Genomic DNA, 24062 nt, shown 5'->3' with positions numbered 1-24062 from the left:
TTATTGTGCTCCTTTCACTGCGGCTGCCAATACGGCTTGACGCGGCTTTTGCGGGTTAGTGATCTTGTGCTCACGAATCATCTCGATGAAGCGGTCGAACAGATAGCTGTTGTCGTAAGGACCCGGGGCTGCTTCAGGGTGATATTGAACCGAGAATGCCGGGAAGGATTTATGTTTCAGACCTTCAATGGTCTTATCGTTATTGTTGATATGTGTAACTTCCAGGTCTGTACTCTTCACAGACTCTTCGTTTACGGTAAATCCATGGTTCTGGGATGTGATGAAGCAACGTCCGCTCTCCAGTTCTTTCACCGGGTGGTTTCCTCCACGATGTCCGAACTTAAGTTTTTCGGTGTCTGCTCCTGCCGCAAGTGCGAACAACTGGTGACCCAGGCAGATACCGAAGATCGGGTATTCGCCAAGCAGTTCACTGATCATGTTAACTGCGTGAGGTACGTCTTTCGGGTCCCCAGGGCCGTTGGACAGTTGAATGCCGTCCGGGTTCAGGCGACGAATCTCGTCTGCTGTTACATCGTGTGGAACAACAACAACGTCACAGTTACGTTTGCTGAGTTCGCGCAAGATTCCTGTTTTAGCACCGTAATCCACAAGCACAATACGTTCAGCCGTTCCCGGGCTGTTGTAGACATGCTCCGTAGAAGTCATTGGCACCTGGTTACGCAGCTCGGCGATGGTTGTGTCTCCCATCATCTCCAGCAGTTCTTCCACAGGCTTCGATCCTGTTGTGAGAATTCCCTTCATTGTGCCGTGGTGACGAATCCGGCGAGTCAACATGCGTGTATCAATTTCGCTGATTCCTACGATGCCGTATTCTTTGAGCAGATTGTCTACACTGTATTCCGCACGCCAGTTGCTTGGCGTTGGCTCATGACGACGCACAACGAAACCGTGTACGTATGGACGAATCGACTCAAAGTCATCACGCGTAATACCGTAGTTTCCGATCAGCGGATACGTCATGGTTACGATTTGACCGCAATAGGAAGGATCCGAAAGCACCTCTTGATAGCCTGTAATTCCCGTATTAAAAACGACCTCACCTGTAGTTTCACCTTCAGCACCAAATGCTTTCCCGGTGAACAGTGTGCCGTCTTCCAACAATAATCTTGCCTGTGCCTGCATCCCATTTCACTCCTCTGTGTTTATCAACGTTGAATGGCATTTGGGTTGAACATGGGGGACGTTACGATTGTGCGGCTCCGCTGACAGAAAACCCTTTGATCGCTGTTATCCCCGGATTACTTTTTATCATTTTTCAAATGATGTAATCCGGTGATAAAGGCGAACGCTTTGCTTCTTCGGGTCTTTTCTGTCCGCTCCGCAGTTACGTTAGTGTCCAAGTTCAAAATCATGACATTCAACTTTGCTTGTTTCGTATGTTAGACTCTCGGCATGATTTGCCTCGAGTTAGTTGAAAAGATGTTACTGATTTAAAGAGTTAAAAATATAGAGTTACTAATTTATTAATTTACTAAATTACCGTTTTACTGTTGTACCGTGTTATGCCACACGCTTTTGCCATCCACCCAAGTTTGTACGGCCCAGCCTTTCAGCTTCCAGCCTGTGAATGGTGTGTTTCTTCCTTTGGTTGCAAACGTTGCAGGATCAACTGCTTTTTCCTCGTTCAGGTCAATCATCGTGATATCCGCTGGTGCTCCCTCTTCAAGCTTGCCAGTATCCAGTCGGAATACACGTGCCGGATCAGCTGTCATGCGTTTCACCAGGAAGTCCAAGCTCCACAGTCCTGTTTCCACAAACTTGGTGTATAGCAGCGGGAAGGCTGTTTCGAATCCTACGATTCCGAAAGGTGCCAGCTCCATGCCTTTGGCTTTCTCTTCTTCACTGTGTGGCGCGTGATCAGTTACGATCATATCCAGCGTGCCGTCCAGCAAACCTTCGATACACGCCTGCACATCGCGTGGTGAGCGTAGCGGCGGGTTCATTTTCCAGTTGGCATCCATGCCCGGGATATCTTCATCCGACAACACCAGATGGTGTGGACATACCTCAGCAGTTACTTTAATGCCGATGGACTTCGCCAGACGAATCAGGCGAACCGATTGCTCTGTACTTACGTGGCAGACGTGGTAATGAACTCCCGTTGCTTCTGCGAGCAGAATATCACGGCCTACGTGGATAGCCTCGGATTCATTAGGAATGCCTTTGATGCCATGACGTTTCGAAAACTCGCCTTCCGTCACATATCCACCTACAACCAGTGAGTCATCTTCACAGTGAGCGATCACTGGCATATCCATGCTTGCTGCGAGGCTCATGGCATCTTTCATCATTTGAGCGTTTTGTACGCCTACACCGTCATCTGTGAATCCAATAGCGCCTGCTTCTTTTAATGCGGCAAAATCGGTAAGTTCACGACCCAGTTCGTTTTTTGTAATGGCTGCATAAGGCAACACTTTAACAAGATCAGCTTCTTTGGCTTTATCCAATACCAGTTTCACAACTTCCGCTGTATCTGTAACTGGTCTCGTGTTTGGCATGCAAGCGATTGTCGTAAAACCACCTTGTGCTGCTGAACGGGCACCTGTCTCGATTGTCTCTTTGTGTTCGAATCCAGGTTCACGCAGATGCACGTGCATATCGATCAATCCCGGAATGACCAGTTTGCCTGATGCGTCTGTCACACTTTGCGCTGACTTTTCGGCATCCAGAACGGCTTGGTCTTCCAGACCAGCGATCTTTTTAATTTTACCTTCATCTATAATGATGGTTTTCCGTTCAAGTTCCCCTTTTTGGTTCAAGACGTTCGCGTTTTTTATAATCTGTAGCATAATTGCCCTCCGCTTCGGTTCTGTCCGGCTTACCAGGCAAGCCGGATGATTTTCTTTATCGTGTACTCTCTTATTGCTCTATAAGAACTACCGTACCGTCAGCCTATGACCCACAGCCAGACCCTGTTACAGTTTCATCGCACGTTCCATAACCGCCATGCGGATTGGAACACCGTTTGCCATCTGCGGGAAGATCCGTGATGCTTCACTTTCCACAACCGCGTCATCTACCTCGACGTTGCGATTCACTGGAGCAGGGTGCATGATAATGGTGCTTGGTTTTAGGCGTGATGCCCGTTCTTCCGTCAATCCGTAGTGTTCGCGATAATCCTCAGCTGAAGTAATTAAGCCATGTTGATGACGTTCCAGTTGAACACGGAGCATCATGACTACATCTGCATCCAGCGCTTCTTCAAGACCGACATAAGGAGCATGCTCTGCGAGTTCCGGTGCCTGCATCGTTTGCGGTGCACAGAAGCGTACATCTGCACCAAACTTTTGCAGTGCCCACAGGTTGGAACGAGCTACACGGCTATGCAGGATGTCACCAATGATGGAAACACGCAAACCTTTCAGTTCGCCAAATGCTTTCCTCATCGTGTAGAGGTCCAGCAGCGCCTGTGTGGGATGCTCATTGTTGCCGTCTCCGGCGTTGACGAGTGGTACATTCACTTTCTGAGCCAGTTGTTGCAGAACCCCTGCCGGTTTCAACCGGATCACGCCTGCATCAATGCCCATCGACTCAAGTGTTCGTACCGTATCGTAGATGGACTCTCCTTTTTCCACACTGGATGCGGCTGCCGTAAAGTTCAGCACTTGTGCGCCCAGGCGTTTCTCTGCCATTTCGAAGGAGAAGCGGGTACGTGTGCTGTTCTCGAAGAACATGTTTGCAACGAAGCGTGATTCCAGTACAGGAACCAGTTTCTCTTTCTGCGCTTCCCAGTGAGCCGCTCTGTTCAGAATGGACTCGATTTCTCCTCGACTAAGTTCCTTCAGTCCAAGCAAGCTCCGGTCTCTCAATGCTGTCTGTGTAATCATCATGCTTGCTCCCCCCGGTTCTGAGTGATTTTGACTTCATCCTGTCCGTCCGTTTCCATGAGTGCAACTTCGATCTCCTCTGATTTGGAAGTCGGTACATTTTTACCGATAAAATCAGGTCGAATTGGAAGTTCCCGGTGTCCACGGTCTGCGAGTACAGCCAGCTGAATGTTCTGTGGTCTTCCACAGTCCATCAGGGCATCCATCGCTGCGCGAATCGTCCGGCCGGTATAGAGCACATCATCGAACAAAATCACTTTTTTGTTATGGATCGAAAGTGATTCAGGTGTCATAATCAACATTTCCTTGCGATTCGCTTTATTTTCGTCCAAGCGGTCATCGCGGTAAGGAGTTACATCCAGTTCTCCCCAGGGGACTTTAGCGCCTTCGATTTCTTCAATCTTCGCGGCAATCCGTTCTGCGAGGTAAACCCCACGTGTACGGATACCGACCAGCACACAATCGTCGATTCCTTTGTTTTTCTCCAATATCTCATGGGCGATCCGTGTTAATGCGCGGCGGATCGCCGTCTCATCCATAATGACATGTGTCTCTGTGCTCATGCGTTCAGCCTCCTCAGGATTTCCCTTCAGCATCATGGCCCCGTGACGAGGAGAAAAAAAAGACTCCTTGCCGTGTTTATTGGCAAGGAGTCTCCGAACTTCAGACCGCTCTGAAGAAAGTTTACTCTCGGGGATGCATCGCTTCATTTGCCGCAGCAAAAAAACGATGTATCGTTCACGTTACCTTGCCAGTCTCACGGGACTGATTTAAAGGTGCTATTCATGTCGTTCATATTGCAGGACCTCACAGGGTTCTGTAATCAATATGTCCGTTTGTCTTCATGAATTATGACAGAAAGACAACCCCCTGTCAACACCTCACCATCGCAGGTGAAAACCCTCTGCTACGTTCTTCTTAGAATCAGCAGTTAGGCTGAAAAACATCCATGCACAATACATCTCATTGGTTACTCATAATTATACAACATTTCTGCATATTTATCCATAGGCAAATGAGAAATTTGATATAACCAGAATAAACCTTTGAAGATGCTTATGTAGAGACAAAACACTTCTTTTTAGAAGAAACGGTGAGTTTCATTTACGCAATATATGAAAGCTCTGCATTAGGTCCAATTGAAATGGGTACAGTTTATAAACATGAACCCATTCATAGATGCTGCAATAATGCCGATATACATAAGATTCACAAATATGCGTCATAGAAATAAGATACGCCCTACATTTATGTACATTTAGGAGGAAGTCATGCGTCACATTTGGCACATTTACAAAACAGACTGGTTACATATTCTGAAGGTTCCCACAGGGATATTTCTAATTGTGGCTATTATTTTACTGCCCGGGGTGTATGACTGGGTCAACGTGAAGTCCGTATGGGATCCGTACAGTAACACCCAGGGGATCAAAATTGCAGTGACAACCGAGGACGAGGGTGCGACTGTTGCAGGAACCAATGTTAATATCGGAGACGAACTGGTATCCAGCCTCAAACATAACGAAAAGCTGGGCTGGACTTTTGTAGATCGGGCTGAGGCTAGTCGGGGTGTACAGACTGGAGATTATTATGCAAGCCTGCTCATTCCCGGAGACTTTTCATCCAAAATTACAGGTATCGTTGACGGAAAGCTGGAGCGCCCAGAGGTGATCTATACCGTTAATGAGAAGGTGAATGCCATTGCTCCTAAAATCACAGGCTCTGGTGTATCTGCCATAACAACACAAATCAATGAAAACTTCACTGAAGCCGTCAGTGAGGCCGTTCTAACCAAGTTGAAGGAAGCCGGGGTTGAAATTAACGCCCAGCTTCCAACTTTGCGCAAGATGGAGAATGGCATTTTCACACTGGAGAAAAATCTCCCGGCCATTCAAGCCGCAGGTCAAAAGGTACTGGAAGTGGAAAAAGCCATGCCTGAGATTGTAAAAGATGCTCAAAAGATCGTTGAAATCGAGAAAAAACTGCCTGAAATCAATGAAGCGGCACAGTATGTGCTCAAGGTGCAGGAGTATTGGCCACAAATTAATGATGCGGCTTCCGAAGTGCTAGCTATTCAAGGGCGGATACCTGATATACAAAAAGCAGTAGAACGCATTCGAGAAGTCGATGAAAACTTTGGTCAGGTGTCCGGTGTCATCCAAACAGCCCTGGATAAAACCAACAAAGCTCTGTCTATCGTAACGGCCGCAGAACAAGATCTGGACAAAGTATCACAAATCGCTGGCAACGGGATTGAGCTGGCCCAAGGCTTGAATCAATTTGTAGATTCTAGTGAAGAAGCGTTTCAGGCTATTGGCCCAACGATCCGCCAAAATCTACTGCTGGTGCAGCAAATTACTAACGCTGCTGGAGACGTATTTGCACAATTGCAAAATTCGGATCTCGAAAACCTTCCTACAGCAGAAGATCTCGACCGGATTGCTTCGCGTTTAGGGATTGCGGTAAAACTAGTCGACAGTATGGCAGAACTACTGGGCAAAATAGACAACTTGCTCCCAAGCCATCCACTTGCTGATAAAATTACGCAGCTGAACTCCGTTTCAGATAAACTTCAGTTGCAAATCCGCTTGGCTGGGATTATCAGTGATGCCATTCGTCGCAATACAACTCCGCCGACAGACGTCATCGCTCAGTTAAATGCGCTCTCGAAGGACATTAGCAGCGGGATTGGCAATATCTTAAACACCTATGAAAGTGAAATATCGCCTGCACTTGCAGCTGGTGCGGATAAGCTCAGGTCTATCCTCTCCACTTCAGCAGAAACTCTACAAGGTGCAAAAGATCGAATTCCTGATATTGCGGACATTCTTGCATCGGCCAAAGAAGGGATTACGTTTGGGCAGACCGAGTTGACAAAAATCCAGAGCGACTTGCCTCAAATACAATCTAAGATCCATGAGATATCAGAAACACTCGCGAACAAAAGTGAAGGTTTTATCCAAGCTTTGAACACCGTGTCTTCATTAATTCGAAATGATCTGCCCAAGCTGGGAACCAAACTGAACGAAGCGGCTGATTTTGTTCGTAATGATCTGCCTAATGCCGAGAAACAGATAGGCAAGGCATCCGATTTTGTTCAGAACCAGCTTCCGGAGGTCGAAAAAGGAGTACATCGTGTTGCCACGCTGGTACGTGATGATCTGCCAGCATTGGAAAGTGCCATCAGCAAGGCTGCAGACAAACTTAGGGAAGTCGAAGGTAATAACCAGTTTGCCGAGCTTGCCAAACTTCTGCGCGGCGATATCGAAGAAGAGAGTGCTTTCCTTGCAAGTCCGGTGAAAATCAAGGAACAACAGCTTTACCCGATTCCGAATTACGGATCGGCCATGTCACCATTTTATGGCGTGCTGTCCTTGTGGGTTGGCTCAACACTGCTGATTTCTCTGCTTCGTGCCGAAGCTGAGAATCCAGAGGGCAAGTTCCGGGGATATGAGTTATATCTTGGACGTCTCGCTACTTTTCTAACCATTGGATTACTTCAGGCGATATGCGTCACCCTGGGAGATATTTTAATCCTGGGTACCTATGTCGCAGATAAACTGTGGTTTGTCCTGTTTGCCATGCTGGTGAGTGCCGTATTTGTCACCATAACGTACACCCTGCTGTCCGTTTTTGGGAATATCGGAAAAGGGATCGCTATCATCTTCATGGTGTTCCAGTTCTCCAGCTCAGGCGGTACGTTCCCAATCAGCATGACATCACCCTTTTTCCAGGCATTGAATCCGTTCATGCCCTTCACGTATGCAATCAGTCTGCTGCGTGAGTCGGTCGGCGGTATATTGTGGTCTACTGCCATCAAGGATATTCTGTGGTTGTGTATGTTCATTGCGCTGAGTCTCATTGTTGCTCTCGCTTTGAAACGTCCACTCAGCAGTCTCACCAAACGTTCAGCCGAGAATGCCAAGAAGACCAAAATTATTGCTTAACTCATCTGCTCGACACTAAATAAGAAAAGACCATTGGACTTTCCATCCAATGGCCTTTTTTTATTTTCTTATATAAATCGATACCCTTTGATTATTTCACTGAGCGTTCCTGTTCCAATTGATCATAGGATTGCTTGATTGTTGTTAATGTTTCGACATGGCGATAGATGTTGTTACTCGCCGTAACGATAATACATAACATAATTATGCCTATAACCACTTTTTTCCCCAATCCCGGACGAAGGCTGATGACAAAACCTCCACCCAACAGGAAGAACGCAAACAGATAATGCCCCGCATACAGGTACATATCATATTGAAATACAGCCAATCCAAAGCCCACGGCTACATGAAGCAAAAAGGCAAACATAATATATGGCACAAGGGTCCATACTTCACGTTCACGAATGCCCTTAATGAAGCCCATGAATGCCAGTAGTAAAATAAAGATACCTGTAATCTGCACATAGATTGGATTGGAACGGGATAGATCCGTAACAAAGGCTGCCATGCCCGGGTCCAGTAAATGCATCTTCGGTGTCAGCATCGGATTAATAGTTAGCATGTTCAACGCTCTCCAATGAATAGCAAACTGGAATGGCGTTGCATAGCTAGTTCCACCATTTTGAATGCCCAACAGCCAGTTACTAACCCAGCTGCGGCCTCCAAAGGCAACATACTGAATACCAGTTAATACGACGATGATCAGAACCGCCAGTGCCATGATGCCGATGTATTTTTTCAAATTTGCCTTATTGCGCCATGCATGCATATTGAAGAATGTGGCAGCAGCAAATGGTACGATATTGGTCGAGGTTAGTCCAAAGTTAATGGACGCAATCAATGCATTGGGTACATATCGTACGTCTTGACGCTCACGAGTATACTGCATGTAAACCACTGAGAACAGAATAACAAACTGTACATACGGATACGAATCCGGGATCAACGCGGTATACATCAGGTAGGAACTGAAACCAAACAGTAAGGCGAACAACAGCGGTACAATGGTTGGTTTATCTTCTTTTTGACTCAGGAACAGATACGCCAGCACCACTGAACCCGCATTAATCAGCGATTGCAGGATTAAGAAGAACCAGTTGCCTCCCAGCAGTTTCGCTACAGCCGCAAGGGTGACTGCGAGAAAGGAGATCAGCGGATGGATCACGGAAGAACTGTTGTCCCCATAATACATTGAAGGATCAAAGTTGAATAAATTGATTGGAAACAGCGTTGTATTAAATGGGGTATACTTCCCAAGCATCTCTGCATTATTTTCAATGTACAGAATATACGAGCCGTTCATTAAACCATAGAACAAAGCAAATCCTGCAAACAGGTAAAAGGCTGTCCAGTTGGCTCTGCGATTATAAAATAAGTAATCTAAAAAGTTCATGCTTTCATTTCACATCCAATAAATTTTATAGTGCTCGTGTAAATAATCTTTAGTTCAACTCAGAACACCAATAAACATAGGCCACCCATAATACATGCCACACCTATCCAGCGTAAAGGGCCCACCGTCTCTTTAAATACCAGTCGCGCTATGATGAGAGTCCAAACATATGTTAATGCGTTCGCAGGCAACACTACGGTTAATGGAAGAAACTTTAGCAATACAATATTCAGCAACGCACCCGTTCCGTAGAATCCAAGTCCCATGAGTACATGCAGACGATTGCGACTGGATGCATAAGCTTTCAGTCCGGCCCCGCCCAGTGCACCACACAACGTCATGACAATTAATACGGCAACCATCCAGCTATCGATCAACACTGGTTAATGTCACCCCGATTCCAAGCAACACAACTGCTGCCAGCTTCTGCACCGTAATTTCTTCCCCAAGCAAAAAGTATCCATAGATTAAGGCAAATACGTAGCTGGCACACATCAGAGGATAAGCAACAGAGAGTTTTTCCAGAGCAAAAGCTTTAATCATCAAAATCGCTCCAAGTCCATAACACAGAAAACCAACACCCAGGTAGATCCACTCGGTTAATCCCCATTTCCAGAACAATTGACCCGTTGCTGTCAGAAATGCGGAAACGAGCATCAACCATTTACCAGTATGACGCGATTTTATTTCCCCCACGTTAATGCCTCCATGTCCGGAACACGCTTGTTAATAAAGTATCGTTGACTCACTAGCTGCATGACTGGAAGGTCGGATAAGGAGTCCGAGTAGGAACATGACTGGTCATAATCAATGACCATATTCTTCTCACTCAGATAAGCCTGAATTCGGCGTACCTTCTCTTCCCCTTTGCAATTGCTGCCATCAACTCTGCATGTGTAACCATTCTCATGACGGACAAGTTCAGTTCCAATTACATGATCCACCCAGGGGAAATTATTAAAGTATTTCATATAGGCATGCGGAGATGCAGTTACCAGTAAGACATGATAGCCTGCTTCTTTACGATGTTGCATCTCTACACTGGCCTCGGCAAAAATGGACGTACGCAAACGAGTATCAAAGAAATGTTCGAGATCTTTTTCAGACATACGCTCAATCTCTTGAAAGTAGGATCGTTTGACTTGTTCAACCGTCATGAAGCCTGCCTTGAATAACACGGTATGTAATGCGATGACAGGTAATCTCCATACCTGCCACGGGTAACGGCGAACACCGTAATGCACAAATTGAAACATGGAATCACTGCGTATGATCGTTTTATCAATATCAAAAATGGCGACTTTCGTGCTTTTCACCCTGATCCCCCTCAGCCTTTATTCAAAGATAGCAAAGATTGTAACAACACTTATCACATACAACATAACCGTAATTAATATGGGCTTGTCCTCAAACAGCACCCGATCGGGCGAACCTCCCTGGTTCTTCATGTGGATCAGATACAGGTAACGGAACATGCCATAAATGACCAATGGAATCGTCCACATGAGATGAATGGTTCGATCTGAAGTGAATGTGAACAGGGAATAACTGATAATCGTAGCTGTCGTCACAATCGTATTGAATTGATCCAGTAATGTAATGGAGTAGTTATCCAAAACCTTACGGTGTGATCCCGTATTTCCCTCAAGCAACGTAAGTTCATTTCTGCGTTTGCCAATGGCCAGAAATAACGACAACAGCATTGTACAGATCAAAAACCACGGTGTGAATGGCACATGGATCAACACACCACCTGCAATGGCACGAAGTACAAACCCGGCTGCAATAGTCATCATATCCAGGATAACGAGATGTTTCAGCACAAATGAATAAGATACATTCAACAGGAAATAGACGATACATAACACCCCGAATAGAGGGTTCATCATGAAGGCCGTTCCTACGGAAAGGATTAATAGAATAATGCCAAACAACAAAGCATGACTCGGATTCACCTGCCCAGAAGCCATAGGACGATACTTTTTCACCGGATGCTGTCGATCCCTGTCCCGGTCTACAAAGTCATTTAAAATATACACACAGCCTGCAACGAGGCTAAATAGAATAAAACCGAGCAACGTCGCAAGAATGGTTTCCGTCCGAATCTCCTCAAAAGAGAATAGTAACGCAGCAAATAACAGCAGATTTTTAGTCCACTGTTTGGGTCTTAACAATCTGAATAATCCTGACACTGTACTGCCTGTTCCTGTAGCCGGTGAGGACACCGTACTCGTTCGTGATGATAACAATTGTAATAACTCCCTTCAAAAACAACTTCTGTATATAACAAATAACGTAAAGATCTAATCATATGTTGCTTGTATAATTTTGTAAAGGGAGTAAATGAAAAAAATCTAATATGGGCATAAAAAAAGAGACCGTTACCGGTCTCTTCGTTTTCACATGTTTAATCTATAGGGTACTACATTTAAAATTCGAATTGCACGTCGCTCAGACGACGTTTGATCTCAGCAATAACACGTTTCTCTTCTTCTTCACCCTTCGCTTCAAAGGTTACGGAGAAACGAACAAAGTTACCCGCATCATCCCAAGGTACGGATGAGATCAGTTTCTCACGGATCAGGAATTGGGAGAAATCTTCGCCTGATTCGAAGCGACGTCCGCCAACCACACCTTTTGGTGCTTCAACATACAGGAAGAATGAACCTTTAGGTTTTTCAGCCTGGAAGCCCAGTTCGTTCAACGCGGCAACGAGCATGTCGTGACGACGGGAATATTTCTCTGCAATTTTTTCCGTAATTTCAGGGTGATTCAATCCGTAAGCAGCAGCCTTTTGAATCGCGATGAACTGACCGGAGTCATTGTTGTCCTTCACGTCACTGAATGCTTTGACTACAAGCGGGTTACCCGCTACAAATCCGATTCTCCAACCCGTCATGTTGTAGGACTTGGATAGAGAGTGCAGCTCTACGCCAACATCCTTCGCACCAGGTACCGACAGGAAGCTGAACGGTTTTTTGCCATCATACGTCAATGCTGCATATGGAGCATCATGTACAACCACAACATTGTATTTCTTAGCCCATTCCACAACTTCAGTGAAGAACTCCACCGTCGCGCTTGCGCCTGTTGGGTTGTTCGGATAGTTCAGGTAGAGCAACTTCGCACGTTTTGCGATGTCTTCCGGGATAGCCGTCAGATCAGGCAAGAAGTTGTTCTCTTTCGTCAACTGGATGTTGAACACTTCTCCACCCAGATACTTCGTATGTGTACCCATAACCGGGTAACCTGGAACGGTCATGATCGTCACATCACCCGGATTGATGAAGCATGAAGGCATCATCGCCAAAGCCGGTTTGGAACCAATGGAGTGTACGATCTCAGTATCTGCATCGATACCTTCTACGTTGAATACGTTTTTCAGGTAAGAAGCAGCAGCAGCCTTGAATTCAGGAATACCATTATCGGCATAACCACGGTTCTCAGGTCTGGAAGCTTCTTCTGCAAGTGCAGCTACAATGCCTGCATCCGCCATTTCGTCCGGTTCACCTACACCAAGGTCGATCAGTTCCACATCGGGAAAATCTTTTTTGGCCGAAGCTTTGGCACGTTTGATTTTCTCGAATTTATAAATGTTCGTGTCTTTACCATAGTTGGAGCCACCGATACGGTCGGCAAAATTAGTCTGAATGTAAGTTTCTTGATATTTATCGATACTCATAACGTTGTTCATCTCCTCATTTGACGCAAATTTCTACACTTTAATATGAAGCATTTGCGTGATCAAAGCCATGGACAAAGTATCCGAACATTTGTACTTTCTTGGAACTGTTAACGACTGCGCAGCGAGGCAAGCACGTCTTCCATATCTTGCGGAATCGGAGCTGAAAATTCAAGGTATTCTCCCGTTGTTGGATGCACAAATCCAAGAATAGCCGCATGAAGAGCCTGTCCTTGCATTTTGATGCCTTTATTCCGTCCATAAGTTGGATCTCCTACAAGCGGGTGACCAATAAATTTCATGTGAACCCGAATCTGGTGAGTACGTCCTGTCTCCAGTTTCAATTCCAGCAAGGTGTAATCATTAATTCGCTCTGTAACGGTAAAATGCGTAACGGCATGTTTACTGTTACGTTCTGTGACCGTATACATTTTGCGGTCATTGGTATCGCGTCCAATCGGTGCATCAATGGTGCCTTGATCATGATTAAGATGACCATGAACGAGCGCAATATACCGTCTGTTCACCGTATGTTCCTTCAACTGAGCAGCCAGTGATGCATGAGCACGATCGTTCTTGGCAGCCATGATCAGACCGGATGTATCCTTATCGATACGATGCACAATACCAGGACGTAACTCCCCATTAATACCCGAGAGGTCTTTGCAGTGATGCATAAGTGCATTAACGAGCGTACCCGACGTATGTCCTGGTGCCGGATGCACCACAAGACCACGCTGTTTGTTAATCACGATCAGGTCGCTGTCTTCATATACCACTTCCAGCGGAATATCTTCGGCAACGATCTCAACGGCAGCCGGTTCAGGAATCTGTAGTTCAACAAGATCACCTTCGGATAACTTGGCATTGGCTTTGACAACAGCACCATTTACCGTAACCATCCCGTCTCCGATCCACAATTGAACCTGGGAGCGAGATACGTTATCCACAGCTTCCGTAATATATTTGTCAATTCGTTCTTTTTTATGTTCAGCGGCAACGGTCCATTCCATACGTTCATTGCCATTCATTAGTTCTTCGTCGTTAATCTGTTCCTTATTCGGATTACTCATGATGTTCATTCCCTTCAATCTTCGCGGCTGCTTTTTCGCGCCGTCCTTCAAGCAACGTCTCCACAATGATCAACGCTACACCGATGCAGATTGCTGAATCAGCGATGTTGAAAATGGGGAACGTGTAACTTCCGAAATTAAGTTGTACAAAATCTACAACTTCTCCGGTTAATGCCCGGTCAAGGAAGTTGCCAATTGCTCCACCAAGCACCAAACTAAGCGCCACAGGCAGCAATTTGTGCGGGGTATCTTTTACCTTTTGCAAATACCAAATCAAGGCAACGACCACAATCAACGTAACCACGATAAAGAACCAACGCTGGTCTTGCAAAATGCCAAATGCTGCTCCTGAGTTACGATGTGATGTGATGACAAAGAAATTGCCGATGACCGGAATTTCTTCTCTGAGTTCCATCCGGGTTGCAATCAGATACTTGGTTCCCTGATCCAATAAAAATACGATAAAAGCGAAGATATAATACACCACGTTTGTTTGTCACTCCGTTCTTGTCTTTTCCAAACGATACCAGCATTACGCCGGACTTGTTTATTGTAGCACAGCTGTTTGGAAATCGTCCACGACGCCTACATCGCAATGTTGATGGCAAAAACGATAACATTTCCCTTCTGTAATCTTGCCCTCAATGGCACATCCTACATTAGAGTCAAAATCCGGATTCCAGCATGAACGCAGAAAGGGGAAAATCATGTCACATTTTACTAACGAACAACTGCAATTTTTACGTTCCCAACTGATGTCCGATAAGCGTGATATTGAACATAGACTGTCGGAAAACGAACATTATGGCCTTGGAGACTCCCTTAAACTACAGACAGGTGAACTATCACCGATTGATAACCATCCTGGGGACTTAGCCACGGAGGTGTATGAACGCGAGAAAGATATTTCCCTGCTTGAACATGATGAATTCCAATTGGAACGAATCGATTCTGCACTGCACTCCATCGAAGAAGGACATTACGGTACATGTGCGGTCTGCCAGCAACCCATCCCTTATGAACGCATGGAAGCTGTTCCCTACACCAAATACTGCAAAAAACATCAACCGGAAACCGTTGTCTCTGAGAACCGTCCTGTAGAGGAAGAATTCCTCGCCCCGGCATTTGGTCGAACCAGTCTGGACGAGCGTGATGATCAAAATGGCTTCGATGGTGAAGACACCTGGCAGATTGTTGAAAGCTGGGGCACATCGAACTCACCAGCCATGGCTGAAGGACGTGATATCGACAGCTATGATGTTATGGCGATTGAAGCCACCGATGAAGTGGAAGGCTGCGTTGAAGCGTACGAAAGCTTTGTTGCCACGGACATCTATGGTCATGACGTCTCCATCGTGCGTAATCGACAATATCGCCAGTACCTGGAGAACCGTGAAGGCGATGGTCTGTTAGAACCGGATATGGAGACGGATGACATGTACTAAATGCACTTTGATATCTTCACCTTTAATCGCTGCTGATCGCTTAGTATGTGTTCATATCAAGCTGGCGCTGGACAATGCGCACAATATCAGCGATGTAATCTCCAACAATGGGAAGATTGAGCGCCCCAAGTAGCTGCAAAACGTAAATAATCGTTGCTGCAAAAAAGGTAAACCCAATCGCAATCCCCACACCTCGTGCGGCTCCAGACAACAGGTTAAGTCCAATCAATTTCCATGGCCTGTTCAGCAATTCTGTGTATTGCGCAATTCGTGAACGCTCCAGTTCATTCGCCAGACGGTTCGTCAGGGTATGTAACTCTTCAATTTTGTCATGCGAATTTAGATTATCTGATGTTGATTGTTGTGAAGTGGATGCGGTTTGCTTGTCATGTTCGCTCATGTTTTGGTCAGTTCCTTTGATCAATATAGATTGACTGCACTATAGAATCATTGCCTTATTGCCTAAAAAACAAACGAGCCCAGAACCAGGGAATATGTCCCTGCCTCTGCGGCTCGTTGGTTTATACTCTATATTCTATCCCTGTTGAATGAGACATGCTCCGAATTACGCTTCGATGTAAATACCGATCGATTTGCCTCCGGCTTCAACGCGTTCCATGGACTCATTCGAGCCAAATGTAACTTCAGTTACGAGAACATTTTCACGCAACACATCGTCAAACGCCTGAATAGCTTCCTGAAGGGATGCATCCACATCCAGTGTCAAACGTACTCTTTTCTCAATTGGCAGGTCCAGTCGTTTCCGGGTATCCTGCACAGCACGAACCACTTCACGGACCCAACCTTCCTGTTCCAAGGCTGGCGTGATTTCGGTATTGAGCGCAACCGTCAGACCGTAACCTGATGCTGAAGCAAAGCCTGATTTGGCCTGTTTATCAACCAATAATTCTTCGCTCGTCACTTGCAGCTCTTCGCCTTCCGGAGAAACGATGTTCAGCACACCCTCCGAAACCACTTTACGCGTCTCATCGGCCGTCATTCCCTTGAAGAAGTTTTGCAGGAATCCTACGTTTTTACCGTATTTCTTACCTGCAACTTTCAGGTTCAGCTTCAATGTAAAGTCAACGAATTCCGCATCATTATGCTCCGTACGGATTCCTTTTACATTGATCTCTTCCTTGATGATCTCTTCATAACTTGCCAGGTCAAACCCTTTATCCAGAGAAACGATCAATTCGGACAGCGGCTGACGTGTCTTGATGCCTGTTTCGTTACGAACGTTACGGGCAAGTTCAACCACGCGGCGAGCCGTCTCCATATCCTGTTCCAGTCCTGCATCAATCAGCGCTTCATTCGCTACCGGATAGTCTTCCATGTGCACACTCTCACCTGTTGCAAGGTTCAGATAGATATCTTCTGCAAGCATCGGTGTAAACGGAGCAACCAGTTTCGCGGTAGTCACCAATACCTCAGTCAATGTACGGTAAGCGTCCAGTTTATCCTCTGTCAGGCCACTTCCCCAGAACCGGTCACGGGAACGACGGATATACCAGTTACTCAGCTCATCGACAAATGCTTCAATCGCTTTGGAAGAGTTTAGATAGTCGTTAACCAACAGCGCTTTTTCTACAACCAGGATCAAGCTGTTCAACCTCGACAGAATCCAGCGATCCAGCTTGTGGGCGGACAGTTGGAACGGGTGCTCCTGTGGATCAAATCCATCAATGGTCGCATAAAGCGTCAGGAATGCATGGGTGTTAACCAGCGTATCCACCATTTTGGATTTGGCTTCGCCTACGATACCTTTGGAGAAACGTTTGCTGTTCCACGGTGCACTGTCAGACAACAAAGCCCAGCGGAATGCATCTGTACCGTATTCTTCAATCACTTCCCAAGGATCGATAACGTTACCTTTGGATTTGGACATCTTCTGTCCGTTCTCATCAAGAACGTGTCCTGTAGCCATAACCGCTTTGTAAGGCGCTTTGCCTGTCAAAAGGGTAGAAACCGCCAGCAAGCTGTAGAACCAGCCACGTGTCTGGTCAATTCCCTCACAGATCATATCAGCAGGATACTGCTGTTCAAATACTTCTTTATTTTCAAATGGATAGTGCTGCTGGGCAAACGGCATGGAGCCGCTGTCGAACCAGACATCAATCACTTCCGGTGTACGTTTCATTTCATATTTGCCGCAAGAGCTCATGACTTTAACGTCATCCACATATGGTTTATGCAATTCAAGATTCTCAGGCACATCACCTACCGCACGGGCACGCAATTCTGCAATACTGTGTGGAGCAAATTGTTCGCCAGTCTCCTCGCACACCCAGATGTTCAGCGGAGTTCCCCAATAACGATCACGGCTGATGTTCCAATCCACCAGATCCTCAAGGAATTTCCCGAAGCGACCTTCACGAATGTGACCCGGATACCAGTCCACTTCACTATTGTTGGAAATCAATTGGTCCTTGATGGCTGTCGTTTGGATAAACCAACTGTCCATTGCATAGTACAGAAGCGGTGTATCACAACGCCAGCAGAATGGATAGCTGTGCTCATATTTTTCTTTGCTGAACAAACGTCCATTTTCGGACAGATAGCGAACGATATCAATGTCACAATCCTTCACGAAACGTCCGGCAAAGTCAGTAACCTCAGCGACAAATTTACCTTCCAAGTCCACCATGTTCACAAAACTGATCCCATTCTCACGACATACACGGTAGTCATCTTCACCATGGGCAGGAGCCATGTGTACGATACCCGTACCACTTGCATCCGTTACAAAGCCTGCACCCAGAATGATGTTGGCCTTCTCAGCCTGTACGTAGTTGAACGGAGGATCATACGTTTTGCCAACCAGGTCAGCACCTTTCAGTGCACCAATGATTTCATACTCACCCTTGGTATCTTTCATGACTTTCTCAACCAGATTGGTTGCCATGATGTACACTTCATCACCTTGACGAACTCGGGAGTAGTCCATATCCGGATTCACGGCAAGTGCAACGTGTGAAGGCAATGTCCAAGGTGTTGTCGTCCAGGCGAGTACAAATTCTCCGCTGTCATTCAGTTTGAATTTCGCTGTAGCACTCAGATCTTTAACGTCTTTGTACCCTTGTGCAACTTCATGGGAACTTAGTGTTGTCTGACAAGACGGACAATACGGGCTCACACGGTGACCACGATACAGCAATCCTTTCTCGTGGATCGTCGCCAGGATGTTCCATACGCTCTCGATGTAGTTGTTATCAAGAGTGATGTATGGGTTATCCATATCCGTCCAATATCCGATGCCTTCTGTCAGATCACGCCATTGTTGCTCGTACTCGAAAACACTCGCTTTACATTCGTTAATGAATTTCTCCACGCCGTAATCTTCGATTTCCCACTTGTGGGAGATGCCAAGCTTCTTCTGTACACCCAGTTCTACAGGCAGACCGTGTGTATCCCAGCCCGCTTTACGAACGACACGGTAACCCTTCATTGTGTTATACCGTCCAACGAAATCCTTGATTACACGTCCCAGTACGTGACCGATATGTGGTTTACCGTTTGCTGTAGGCGGCCCTTCATAAAATACGAAGTTAGGCTTGCCCTCCCGGTTTTCAATGGATCTTTTGAATGTATTCTCCGTTTTCCATTTATCTAACACGCGTAATTCTCTGGCACGTGCCTTCTCTTTGACGTCAACTCGTTGCATGATGATTATCTTCCCTTTCTTTGGTTGGATTGTGGACCGTCCACAAAAAGCGTTTCAATCCCCCTAAATCCCCCTTGCCAAGGGGGACCCCATAGGCGCTCCGCCCTCTGGACACCCGGGATGGGTTGTCGGTGGGGGATCGGTTGCGCTTATGGACGAGGGGTGGATGTGCGTAGTGGCGGCCATTTTGCGGCTGTTCCCTACGTGAACGCCGCATGGCCTTACCGCGAGGCGGGTGGCTCTCTCCCTGAGGTCCCTGAGGTCCCTGCGGCCCTCATGGACGTTCGCCTTAGCGAAACCCTTGTGCCGGGCGCTTCGCTCTTCCGGCGGGCGGCTCTCTCCTTGAGGTCCCTGCGGCCCTCATGGACGTTCGCCTTAGCGAAACCCTTGTGCCGGGCGCTTCGCTCTCCCGGCGGGCGGCTCTCTCCTTGAGGTCCCTTCGGGCCTCATGCACGTTCGCCTTAGCGAAACCCTTGTGCCGGGCGCTTCGCTCTCCCGGCGGGCGGCTCTCTCCTTGAGGTCCCTTCGGGCCTCATGCACGTTCGCCTTAGCGAAACCCTTGTGCCGGGTGCTTCGCTCTCCCGGCGGGTGGGCTCTCTCCTTGAGGTCCCTTCGGGCCTCATGGACGTTTGCCTTGGCCAAACCCGTGTGCCGGGTGCTTCGCTTTCCCGGCGGGCGGCTCTCTCCTTGAGGTCCCTTCGGGCCTCATGGGCGTTCGCCTTTTTTGGACACAAAAAAGCCCCGTCCCTGGAAAGGGACGAGGCTATACTCGCGTTACCACCCTAATTCTGTTCATCACAAACCACATCCAGGCAAGCCTGGGTATGCTCTGTCATCAACAGCGCTTATGCCCCGCTATACTACCGCAGGGTGCCGTTATAACGTACGGCTTACGGTTCGGCTTACACACGGCAATCAAGATCACCGCTTCAGCGTCACTTCTCCGGGGAGATATTCGGCTATAACTCATCCATTGGTTTGCACCAACCACCAACTCTCTGAGGGATGAGATCATAACGTACTGAACCCGTCATGGAATCACTATTCATTATGAATATAGTTATAGCCTCTTTGCAGACAAAAGTCAACCAGGCGACAGACTAATAAATTTCTTTCATCTCCCGCTCACGGTCACGCACTTCCTGCTCCCGGCTCTCCAGCACTTCCCAACCATCCTGAGTCAACAGTTCAAGCTGCGCTTCAACAAGCGTGCGGAAACGGGCACGATAAATCGATGCCTGCTTTTTCAGTTCTTCCACTTCCAAAGCAATTTTACGTGATTTGCCCAGCGATTCGTTCACGATCCGGTCTGCATTTTTCTCTGCTTCCTTCACGATCAACTGCGCTTCTTTCTTCGCATTGTTCTTCACATCATCAGCAGCTTCCTGCGCAATGATGATCGTTTTGCTAAGCGTCTCTTCAATCGTGGCAAAATGATCCAGCTTTTCCTGAACGGACAGCAACTGATTGCTCAGCTCTTTGTTCTCGCGAATGACGCCTTCGTAATCTTTGATGACTTGATCCAGGAATTCATTGACTTCATCCTCGTCATACCCGCGCAAACGTCGGGAAAATTCCTTGTTGTGTATGTCCAGCGGCGTTAATGGCATGCTGTCCACCTCCTGTTAAAGTTCCTTCCCGTGCAGAGAAGGTTGCAGCATATGGGTACCACCCAAGGGGCCGTATCGTTGATGCCTAACCTTGGCAACGTATACGGAATGCAGGATCAGAATTACATCCTCCAACGTTCATATAAAGCTTTGACTTAATGTATATCGGATACACCGCGTATTTTCTACACCTTTATGATAAACATTTCGACAAGAAAGCGGATTTTCCTGCAACAGACTCAGGCAAATTTGCCGATTTTCACTCGGCAACGCCCTTTTTTGGTCATCCCATCCTGTTCCATAACCTTGAAACGGCCAAATCCCTGAATGGATACGACATCACCCGCTTTTAGCGATTTGGAGGGATCTTCCTCAACTTTCCAGTTCACACGGCAACGACCAGCTTTGATCGGCACCAGCACTTTACTACGACTAAGCCGATACACATCTGCGCAGATTCCATCCAAACGAAGCGAAGCAACCGTAATGTCCATCGTCTCCAGTTTACTCTCTGACCATCGCATCTGATCCAAAGGAAGTAACTCTGTGAACACATGTAACCGATGCACCTGATTCAGTTGAAGCGATAAAAAAGCGCCGGTTTCCGCCGCCACCACTGTATGGCAACCGTCCTCCAGCACTTGGATATCCCCGATCTTTCCACGTTTCATCCCAAGCCCGAGCAGGGAACCCATATAGTCCCCATGCTCCAGCTCCGAGATTTTCTGATCATCAGACGTAATACTGAGCACCTGCATACCCATATCCTCATCATCCAGATACATATAATCAGGTGCAACCAACGCACGCTTGCGTTCAGCAGCCTCGTAACCACCATCCAGACGAATCTGAACGTCGTTACGGCGATTGGCAAGAGTCTGTAAGATAAAAACCTGTCTTGGATCAAGGAAGTCAGTTAGCTTCATGTCATGATACTTACCTGCCCGCTCAACCCAATCCGAAGCTTTATCTACGAAATCCCGCTCATCATGGCTAAAATGTTCGTAAATTTCACCGCTCATCTATGTCACCCTACCCTAATATACAAAATATCGAAGTATGGAGATCAGCCCATTAAGCGCGAGTTGCAGAACGATCAGCGCCACAATCGGGGAAATATCCAGCACACCGAACAAAGGGGGGATAAATCGACGGAATGGTCTTAGATATGGTTCCACTAATTTGCCCAGCCATTCACCGATGAAGCTTTCCCGCGCATTGGGAAGCCAAGACATCAATATGTAGACAATGACCATGTAAAAGTAAATCTGGTATAACGTGTACAACACGCTTTCAATCTGATACAAAAGTGGCTCACCTCATTCTGTTATAATCTTGCTCGCTGTCAGCCAGTATTTCCGTAATTGAGCCCTGAATTTCAACCGTATCTGGCGTACAGAGAAAAATGTTTCCGCCGATTTTGGAAATACCGCCACCCAATGCATATACCGTGCCACTCAAAAAATCAATAACTCGCAGCGCTTGGTCCTGACGAATTCGTTGCAAGTTCACCACAACGGTACGATGCGAACGCAGATGGTCGGCAATTTCCTGAGCCTCGTCATAAGAACGTGGTTCATACAGGACAACTTTAACATTTTTCTGGGAATGAATGCTCACCACATTATTCCCCCTTTGGTTTCTACGTTTATCGAGACTGGAGGTTTCAGCTTCCTGATGTTCAGCCTCATTTTCCTCCTGCGCAGCCATTCGTTCACGTTCCACAATCTCTTCCTCTTCCTGAAGTCCGAGGAAATTCATAAATTTATTCATTACGCCCATCGTGAACCCTCCTCTTTTCCTACGAGAATCGATCCTAGCCGTACCCAGGTTGCACCTTCTTCAATGGCCACTTCAAAATCATTGGACATCCCCATCGACAGCTCAGTCAATGGCTCTGCTGTAAGGGCTTGTCCATTCAATTGATCTCTCAGCTCACGCAATCCACGAAATACGGGACGCGTCAGCTCCGGATCTTCCTCATGAGGTGCCATGGTCATCAGGCCAACGACCTTGAGATTGTTGAACGAACGAATATCACGCAAAAAAGAACTTGCCTGTTCAGGCTGTAATCCATACTTGCTCTCTTCACCCGAAATATTCACCTGCAAAAACGTTTCCACTTGGATGCCAAGTGAAGCTGCTTTTTTATCCAACTCCTTCGCCAATGACAAACGATCCAGTGAATGTATGTAACGAAACTTGCCAATCACGTCTTTCACCTTGTTTGTCTGCAAATGACCGATAAAATGCCAGGTACCCTGCTGACCAAAAGCTTCCCATTTGGCCTGTGCATCCTGCCATCGGTTTTCTCCAATATGCTCAAGACCATGATCCAGCACCGATCCCGTTGTTTCAAGTGAGACATATTTCGTGACCGCAATCACATTCACATCATCACGATGACGGTTACTGCGCCGACATGCATCCTCGATCTTCTGATTTACCTGTTGTATACGCTCCTCCAATGACACAGAGGGTCACCTCTCTTCCAGCCCAATCCAGCTCGCCATCCGCCCTGTAACACCATTTTCCTTCCTATAGGAGAAAAATAGTTCGGGATGACAACTTGTACACCATGTTGTACATTCGATATGATCCGGCATTATTCCTGCTTTCATCATAATGTGTCGATTACATTCTTTCAAGTTTAACATCGTTTTACCGTTATTCACGGCTCGATATGCTTGTTTAGAAGCAGAATCCTCGTATTTATCATTAACCGGGGAATCATCAAACCAAACCCGTACATGCTGCATGACCGCCTCATCCACTTCATAACAGCAATCCCCAATCGACGGACCGATTGCAGCTCGAATGTCCTGCCTACGGCTGCCATACTCCCGTTCCATCGTCTCCACCATGGATACAGCGATACCCGCGACTGTACCTTTCCAGCCGGCATGCGCAAGACCTACCGCCTGCTGCACAGGGTCATAGAAATAAAGCGGAACACAGTCGGCATAGAAAGAAGTCAGCAGCACACCAGGCACATTCGTGACCAATCCATCCGTATCCTGCAACGCAGATTGACGATCAAGTAATCCTCTGCTCCGATCTTCAGCGGTAATTACAGCCACATGTTTGCCATGCACCTGCTCTCCACAGGTCCATGCTTCTGCTGCAAAGCCAAGCTTCTCGGTTACAAGCCTGCGGTTGTTAAGTACAACTTCAGGGTCATCCCCCACATGATAAGCACAATTGAGCGTGGCATACGGAACTTTTCCAACTCCACCATGGCTCGTCGTAAACCCGACTGACAGCTGTTCAAATTGCTGTTTCCAGGGCTCAACATATAATAATAACGGATCAGGACCGAAATCTGAATTTGGGTTCTTGGTCCGTTCAAGTAATTCCTTATCCAATACAAAGGGTTCCATTATCTCACCTCACCACT

General features: G+C 46.8%; 22 protein-coding genes and 1 other annotated feature. Of the genes, 2 read left to right on the top strand and 20 right to left on the bottom strand.

Annotated features, from left to right (window positions below; genetic code table 11):
* The 4 genes from carA to pyrR all read right to left on the bottom strand — a co-directional run bounded on the left by carA (nucleotide 1) and on the right by pyrR (nucleotide 4411).
* Nucleotides 1-1143 (bottom strand): glutamine-hydrolyzing carbamoyl-phosphate synthase small subunit, encoded by a 1143-nt coding sequence (gene carA / locus MKX68_RS20770; protein WP_047843735.1) that lies wholly within the window; start codon nucleotides 1141-1143, stop codon nucleotides 1-3.
* Nucleotides 1144-1505: 362 nt separating this feature from the next.
* Complete coding sequence (locus MKX68_RS20765) at nucleotides 1506-2810, bottom strand: dihydroorotase (protein WP_074095838.1); 1305 nt, start codon at nucleotides 2808-2810, stop codon at nucleotides 1506-1508.
* A gap of 126 nt (nucleotides 2811-2936) precedes the next feature.
* Complete coding sequence (locus tag MKX68_RS20760) at nucleotides 2937-3848, bottom strand: aspartate carbamoyltransferase catalytic subunit (RefSeq protein ID WP_036674848.1); 912 nt, start codon at nucleotides 3846-3848, stop codon at nucleotides 2937-2939.
* The gene (gene pyrR, locus MKX68_RS20755) at nucleotides 3848-4411 is read right to left on the bottom strand and encodes a bifunctional pyr operon transcriptional regulator/uracil phosphoribosyltransferase PyrR (RefSeq protein ID WP_017687330.1); all 564 of its coding nucleotides are present in this window, start codon (nucleotides 4409-4411) and stop codon (nucleotides 3848-3850) included. Before pyrR ends, MKX68_RS20760 begins: the two co-directional genes overlap by 1 nt.
* A gap of 708 nt (nucleotides 4412-5119) precedes the next feature.
* On the opposite strand from pyrR, the gene MKX68_RS20750 reads away from it, so the two are divergent.
* Nucleotides 5120-7795, top strand: coding sequence for a YhgE/Pip domain-containing protein (locus tag MKX68_RS20750; RefSeq protein ID WP_340913970.1), 2676 nt, complete (start codon nucleotides 5120-5122; stop codon nucleotides 7793-7795).
* A gap of 91 nt (nucleotides 7796-7886) precedes the next feature.
* Here MKX68_RS20750 and MKX68_RS20745 read toward each other — a convergent pair whose 3' ends face one another.
* The 8 genes from MKX68_RS20745 to lspA all read right to left on the bottom strand — a co-directional run bounded on the left by MKX68_RS20745 (nucleotide 7887) and on the right by lspA (nucleotide 14433).
* A complete protein-coding gene (locus MKX68_RS20745) occupies nucleotides 7887-9191 on the bottom strand; it encodes a DUF6080 domain-containing protein (RefSeq protein ID WP_340913969.1) in 1305 nt (434 codons plus the stop codon).
* 59 nt (nucleotides 9192-9250) lie between these two features.
* Nucleotides 9251-9553: an EamA family transporter gene (locus tag MKX68_RS20740; protein WP_036614963.1), complete on the bottom strand. Its 303-nt coding sequence runs from the start codon at nucleotides 9551-9553 to the stop codon at nucleotides 9251-9253.
* 4 nt (nucleotides 9554-9557) lie between these two features.
* Nucleotides 9558-9848, bottom strand: a complete 291-nt coding sequence (locus MKX68_RS20735; protein ID WP_197997836.1) for an EamA family transporter — start codon at nucleotides 9846-9848, stop codon at nucleotides 9558-9560.
* Between the two features lie 26 nt (nucleotides 9849-9874).
* Complete coding sequence (locus MKX68_RS20730) at nucleotides 9875-10507, bottom strand: HAD-IB family hydrolase (protein WP_036614827.1); 633 nt, start codon at nucleotides 10505-10507, stop codon at nucleotides 9875-9877.
* Between the two features lie 18 nt (nucleotides 10508-10525).
* A complete protein-coding gene (locus tag MKX68_RS20725) occupies nucleotides 10526-11416 on the bottom strand; it encodes a decaprenyl-phosphate phosphoribosyltransferase (RefSeq protein ID WP_133386011.1) in 891 nt (296 codons plus the stop codon).
* 203 nt (nucleotides 11417-11619) lie between these two features.
* Nucleotides 11620-12873 (bottom strand): LL-diaminopimelate aminotransferase, encoded by a 1254-nt coding sequence (locus tag MKX68_RS20720; RefSeq protein WP_036674844.1) that lies wholly within the window; start codon nucleotides 12871-12873, stop codon nucleotides 11620-11622.
* Between the two features lie 110 nt (nucleotides 12874-12983).
* Nucleotides 12984-13946, bottom strand: coding sequence for an RluA family pseudouridine synthase (locus tag MKX68_RS20715; protein WP_370739101.1), 963 nt, complete (start codon nucleotides 13944-13946; stop codon nucleotides 12984-12986).
* The gene (gene lspA, locus MKX68_RS20710; RefSeq protein WP_340913968.1) at nucleotides 13939-14433 is read right to left on the bottom strand and encodes a signal peptidase II; all 495 of its coding nucleotides are present in this window, start codon (nucleotides 14431-14433) and stop codon (nucleotides 13939-13941) included. Before lspA ends, MKX68_RS20715 begins: the two co-directional genes overlap by 8 nt.
* Before the next feature lie 220 nt (nucleotides 14434-14653).
* On the opposite strand from lspA, the gene MKX68_RS20705 reads away from it, so the two are divergent.
* Nucleotides 14654-15391 (top strand): TraR/DksA C4-type zinc finger protein, encoded by a 738-nt coding sequence (locus MKX68_RS20705; protein ID WP_338587951.1) that lies wholly within the window; start codon nucleotides 14654-14656, stop codon nucleotides 15389-15391.
* Between the two features lie 40 nt (nucleotides 15392-15431).
* Here MKX68_RS20705 and MKX68_RS20700 read toward each other — a convergent pair whose 3' ends face one another.
* From MKX68_RS20700 to pgeF, 8 genes are all read right to left on the bottom strand, one after another.
* Nucleotides 15432-15791: a DUF5665 domain-containing protein gene (locus MKX68_RS20700; RefSeq protein WP_017687319.1), complete on the bottom strand. Its 360-nt coding sequence runs from the start codon at nucleotides 15789-15791 to the stop codon at nucleotides 15432-15434.
* Nucleotides 15792-15956: 165 nt separating this feature from the next.
* Complete coding sequence (gene ileS / locus MKX68_RS20695; RefSeq protein WP_340913967.1) at nucleotides 15957-19055, bottom strand: isoleucine--tRNA ligase; 3099 nt, start codon at nucleotides 19053-19055, stop codon at nucleotides 15957-15959.
* 750 nt (nucleotides 19056-19805) lie between these two features.
* Nucleotides 19806-20098: a binding site (T-box leader), on the bottom strand.
* 57 nt (nucleotides 20099-20155) lie between these two features.
* Nucleotides 20156-20665, bottom strand: a complete 510-nt coding sequence (locus MKX68_RS20690; protein WP_062835445.1) for a DivIVA domain-containing protein — start codon at nucleotides 20663-20665, stop codon at nucleotides 20156-20158.
* Nucleotides 20666-20904: 239 nt separating this feature from the next.
* Nucleotides 20905-21687, bottom strand: coding sequence for a YlmH family RNA-binding protein (locus tag MKX68_RS20685; protein WP_091014083.1), 783 nt, complete (start codon nucleotides 21685-21687; stop codon nucleotides 20905-20907).
* A gap of 15 nt (nucleotides 21688-21702) precedes the next feature.
* A complete protein-coding gene (locus MKX68_RS20680; protein WP_260632824.1) occupies nucleotides 21703-21972 on the bottom strand; it encodes a YggT family protein in 270 nt (89 codons plus the stop codon).
* 7 nt (nucleotides 21973-21979) lie between these two features.
* Complete coding sequence (locus tag MKX68_RS20675) at nucleotides 21980-22447, bottom strand: cell division protein SepF (RefSeq protein ID WP_036614853.1); 468 nt, start codon at nucleotides 22445-22447, stop codon at nucleotides 21980-21982.
* Nucleotides 22438-23139 carry a YggS family pyridoxal phosphate-dependent enzyme gene (locus MKX68_RS20670; protein ID WP_036614854.1) on the bottom strand — a complete coding sequence of 234 codons (702 nt, stop codon included), beginning with the start codon at nucleotides 23137-23139 and terminating at the stop codon, nucleotides 22438-22440. The genes MKX68_RS20675 and MKX68_RS20670 overlap by 10 nt, the downstream gene beginning before the upstream one ends.
* 6 nt (nucleotides 23140-23145) lie before the next feature.
* Complete coding sequence (pgeF, locus tag MKX68_RS20665; protein WP_340913966.1) at nucleotides 23146-24045, bottom strand: peptidoglycan editing factor PgeF; 900 nt, start codon at nucleotides 24043-24045, stop codon at nucleotides 23146-23148.
* Nucleotides 24046-24062 lie beyond the last annotated feature (17 nt).

This window comes from Paenibacillus sp. FSL M8-0212 (assembly GCF_038004645.1).
Taxonomy (GTDB): Bacteria; Bacillota; Bacilli; order Paenibacillales; family Paenibacillaceae; genus Paenibacillus.
This window is presented reverse-complemented; position numbering and strand designations above follow the sequence as displayed.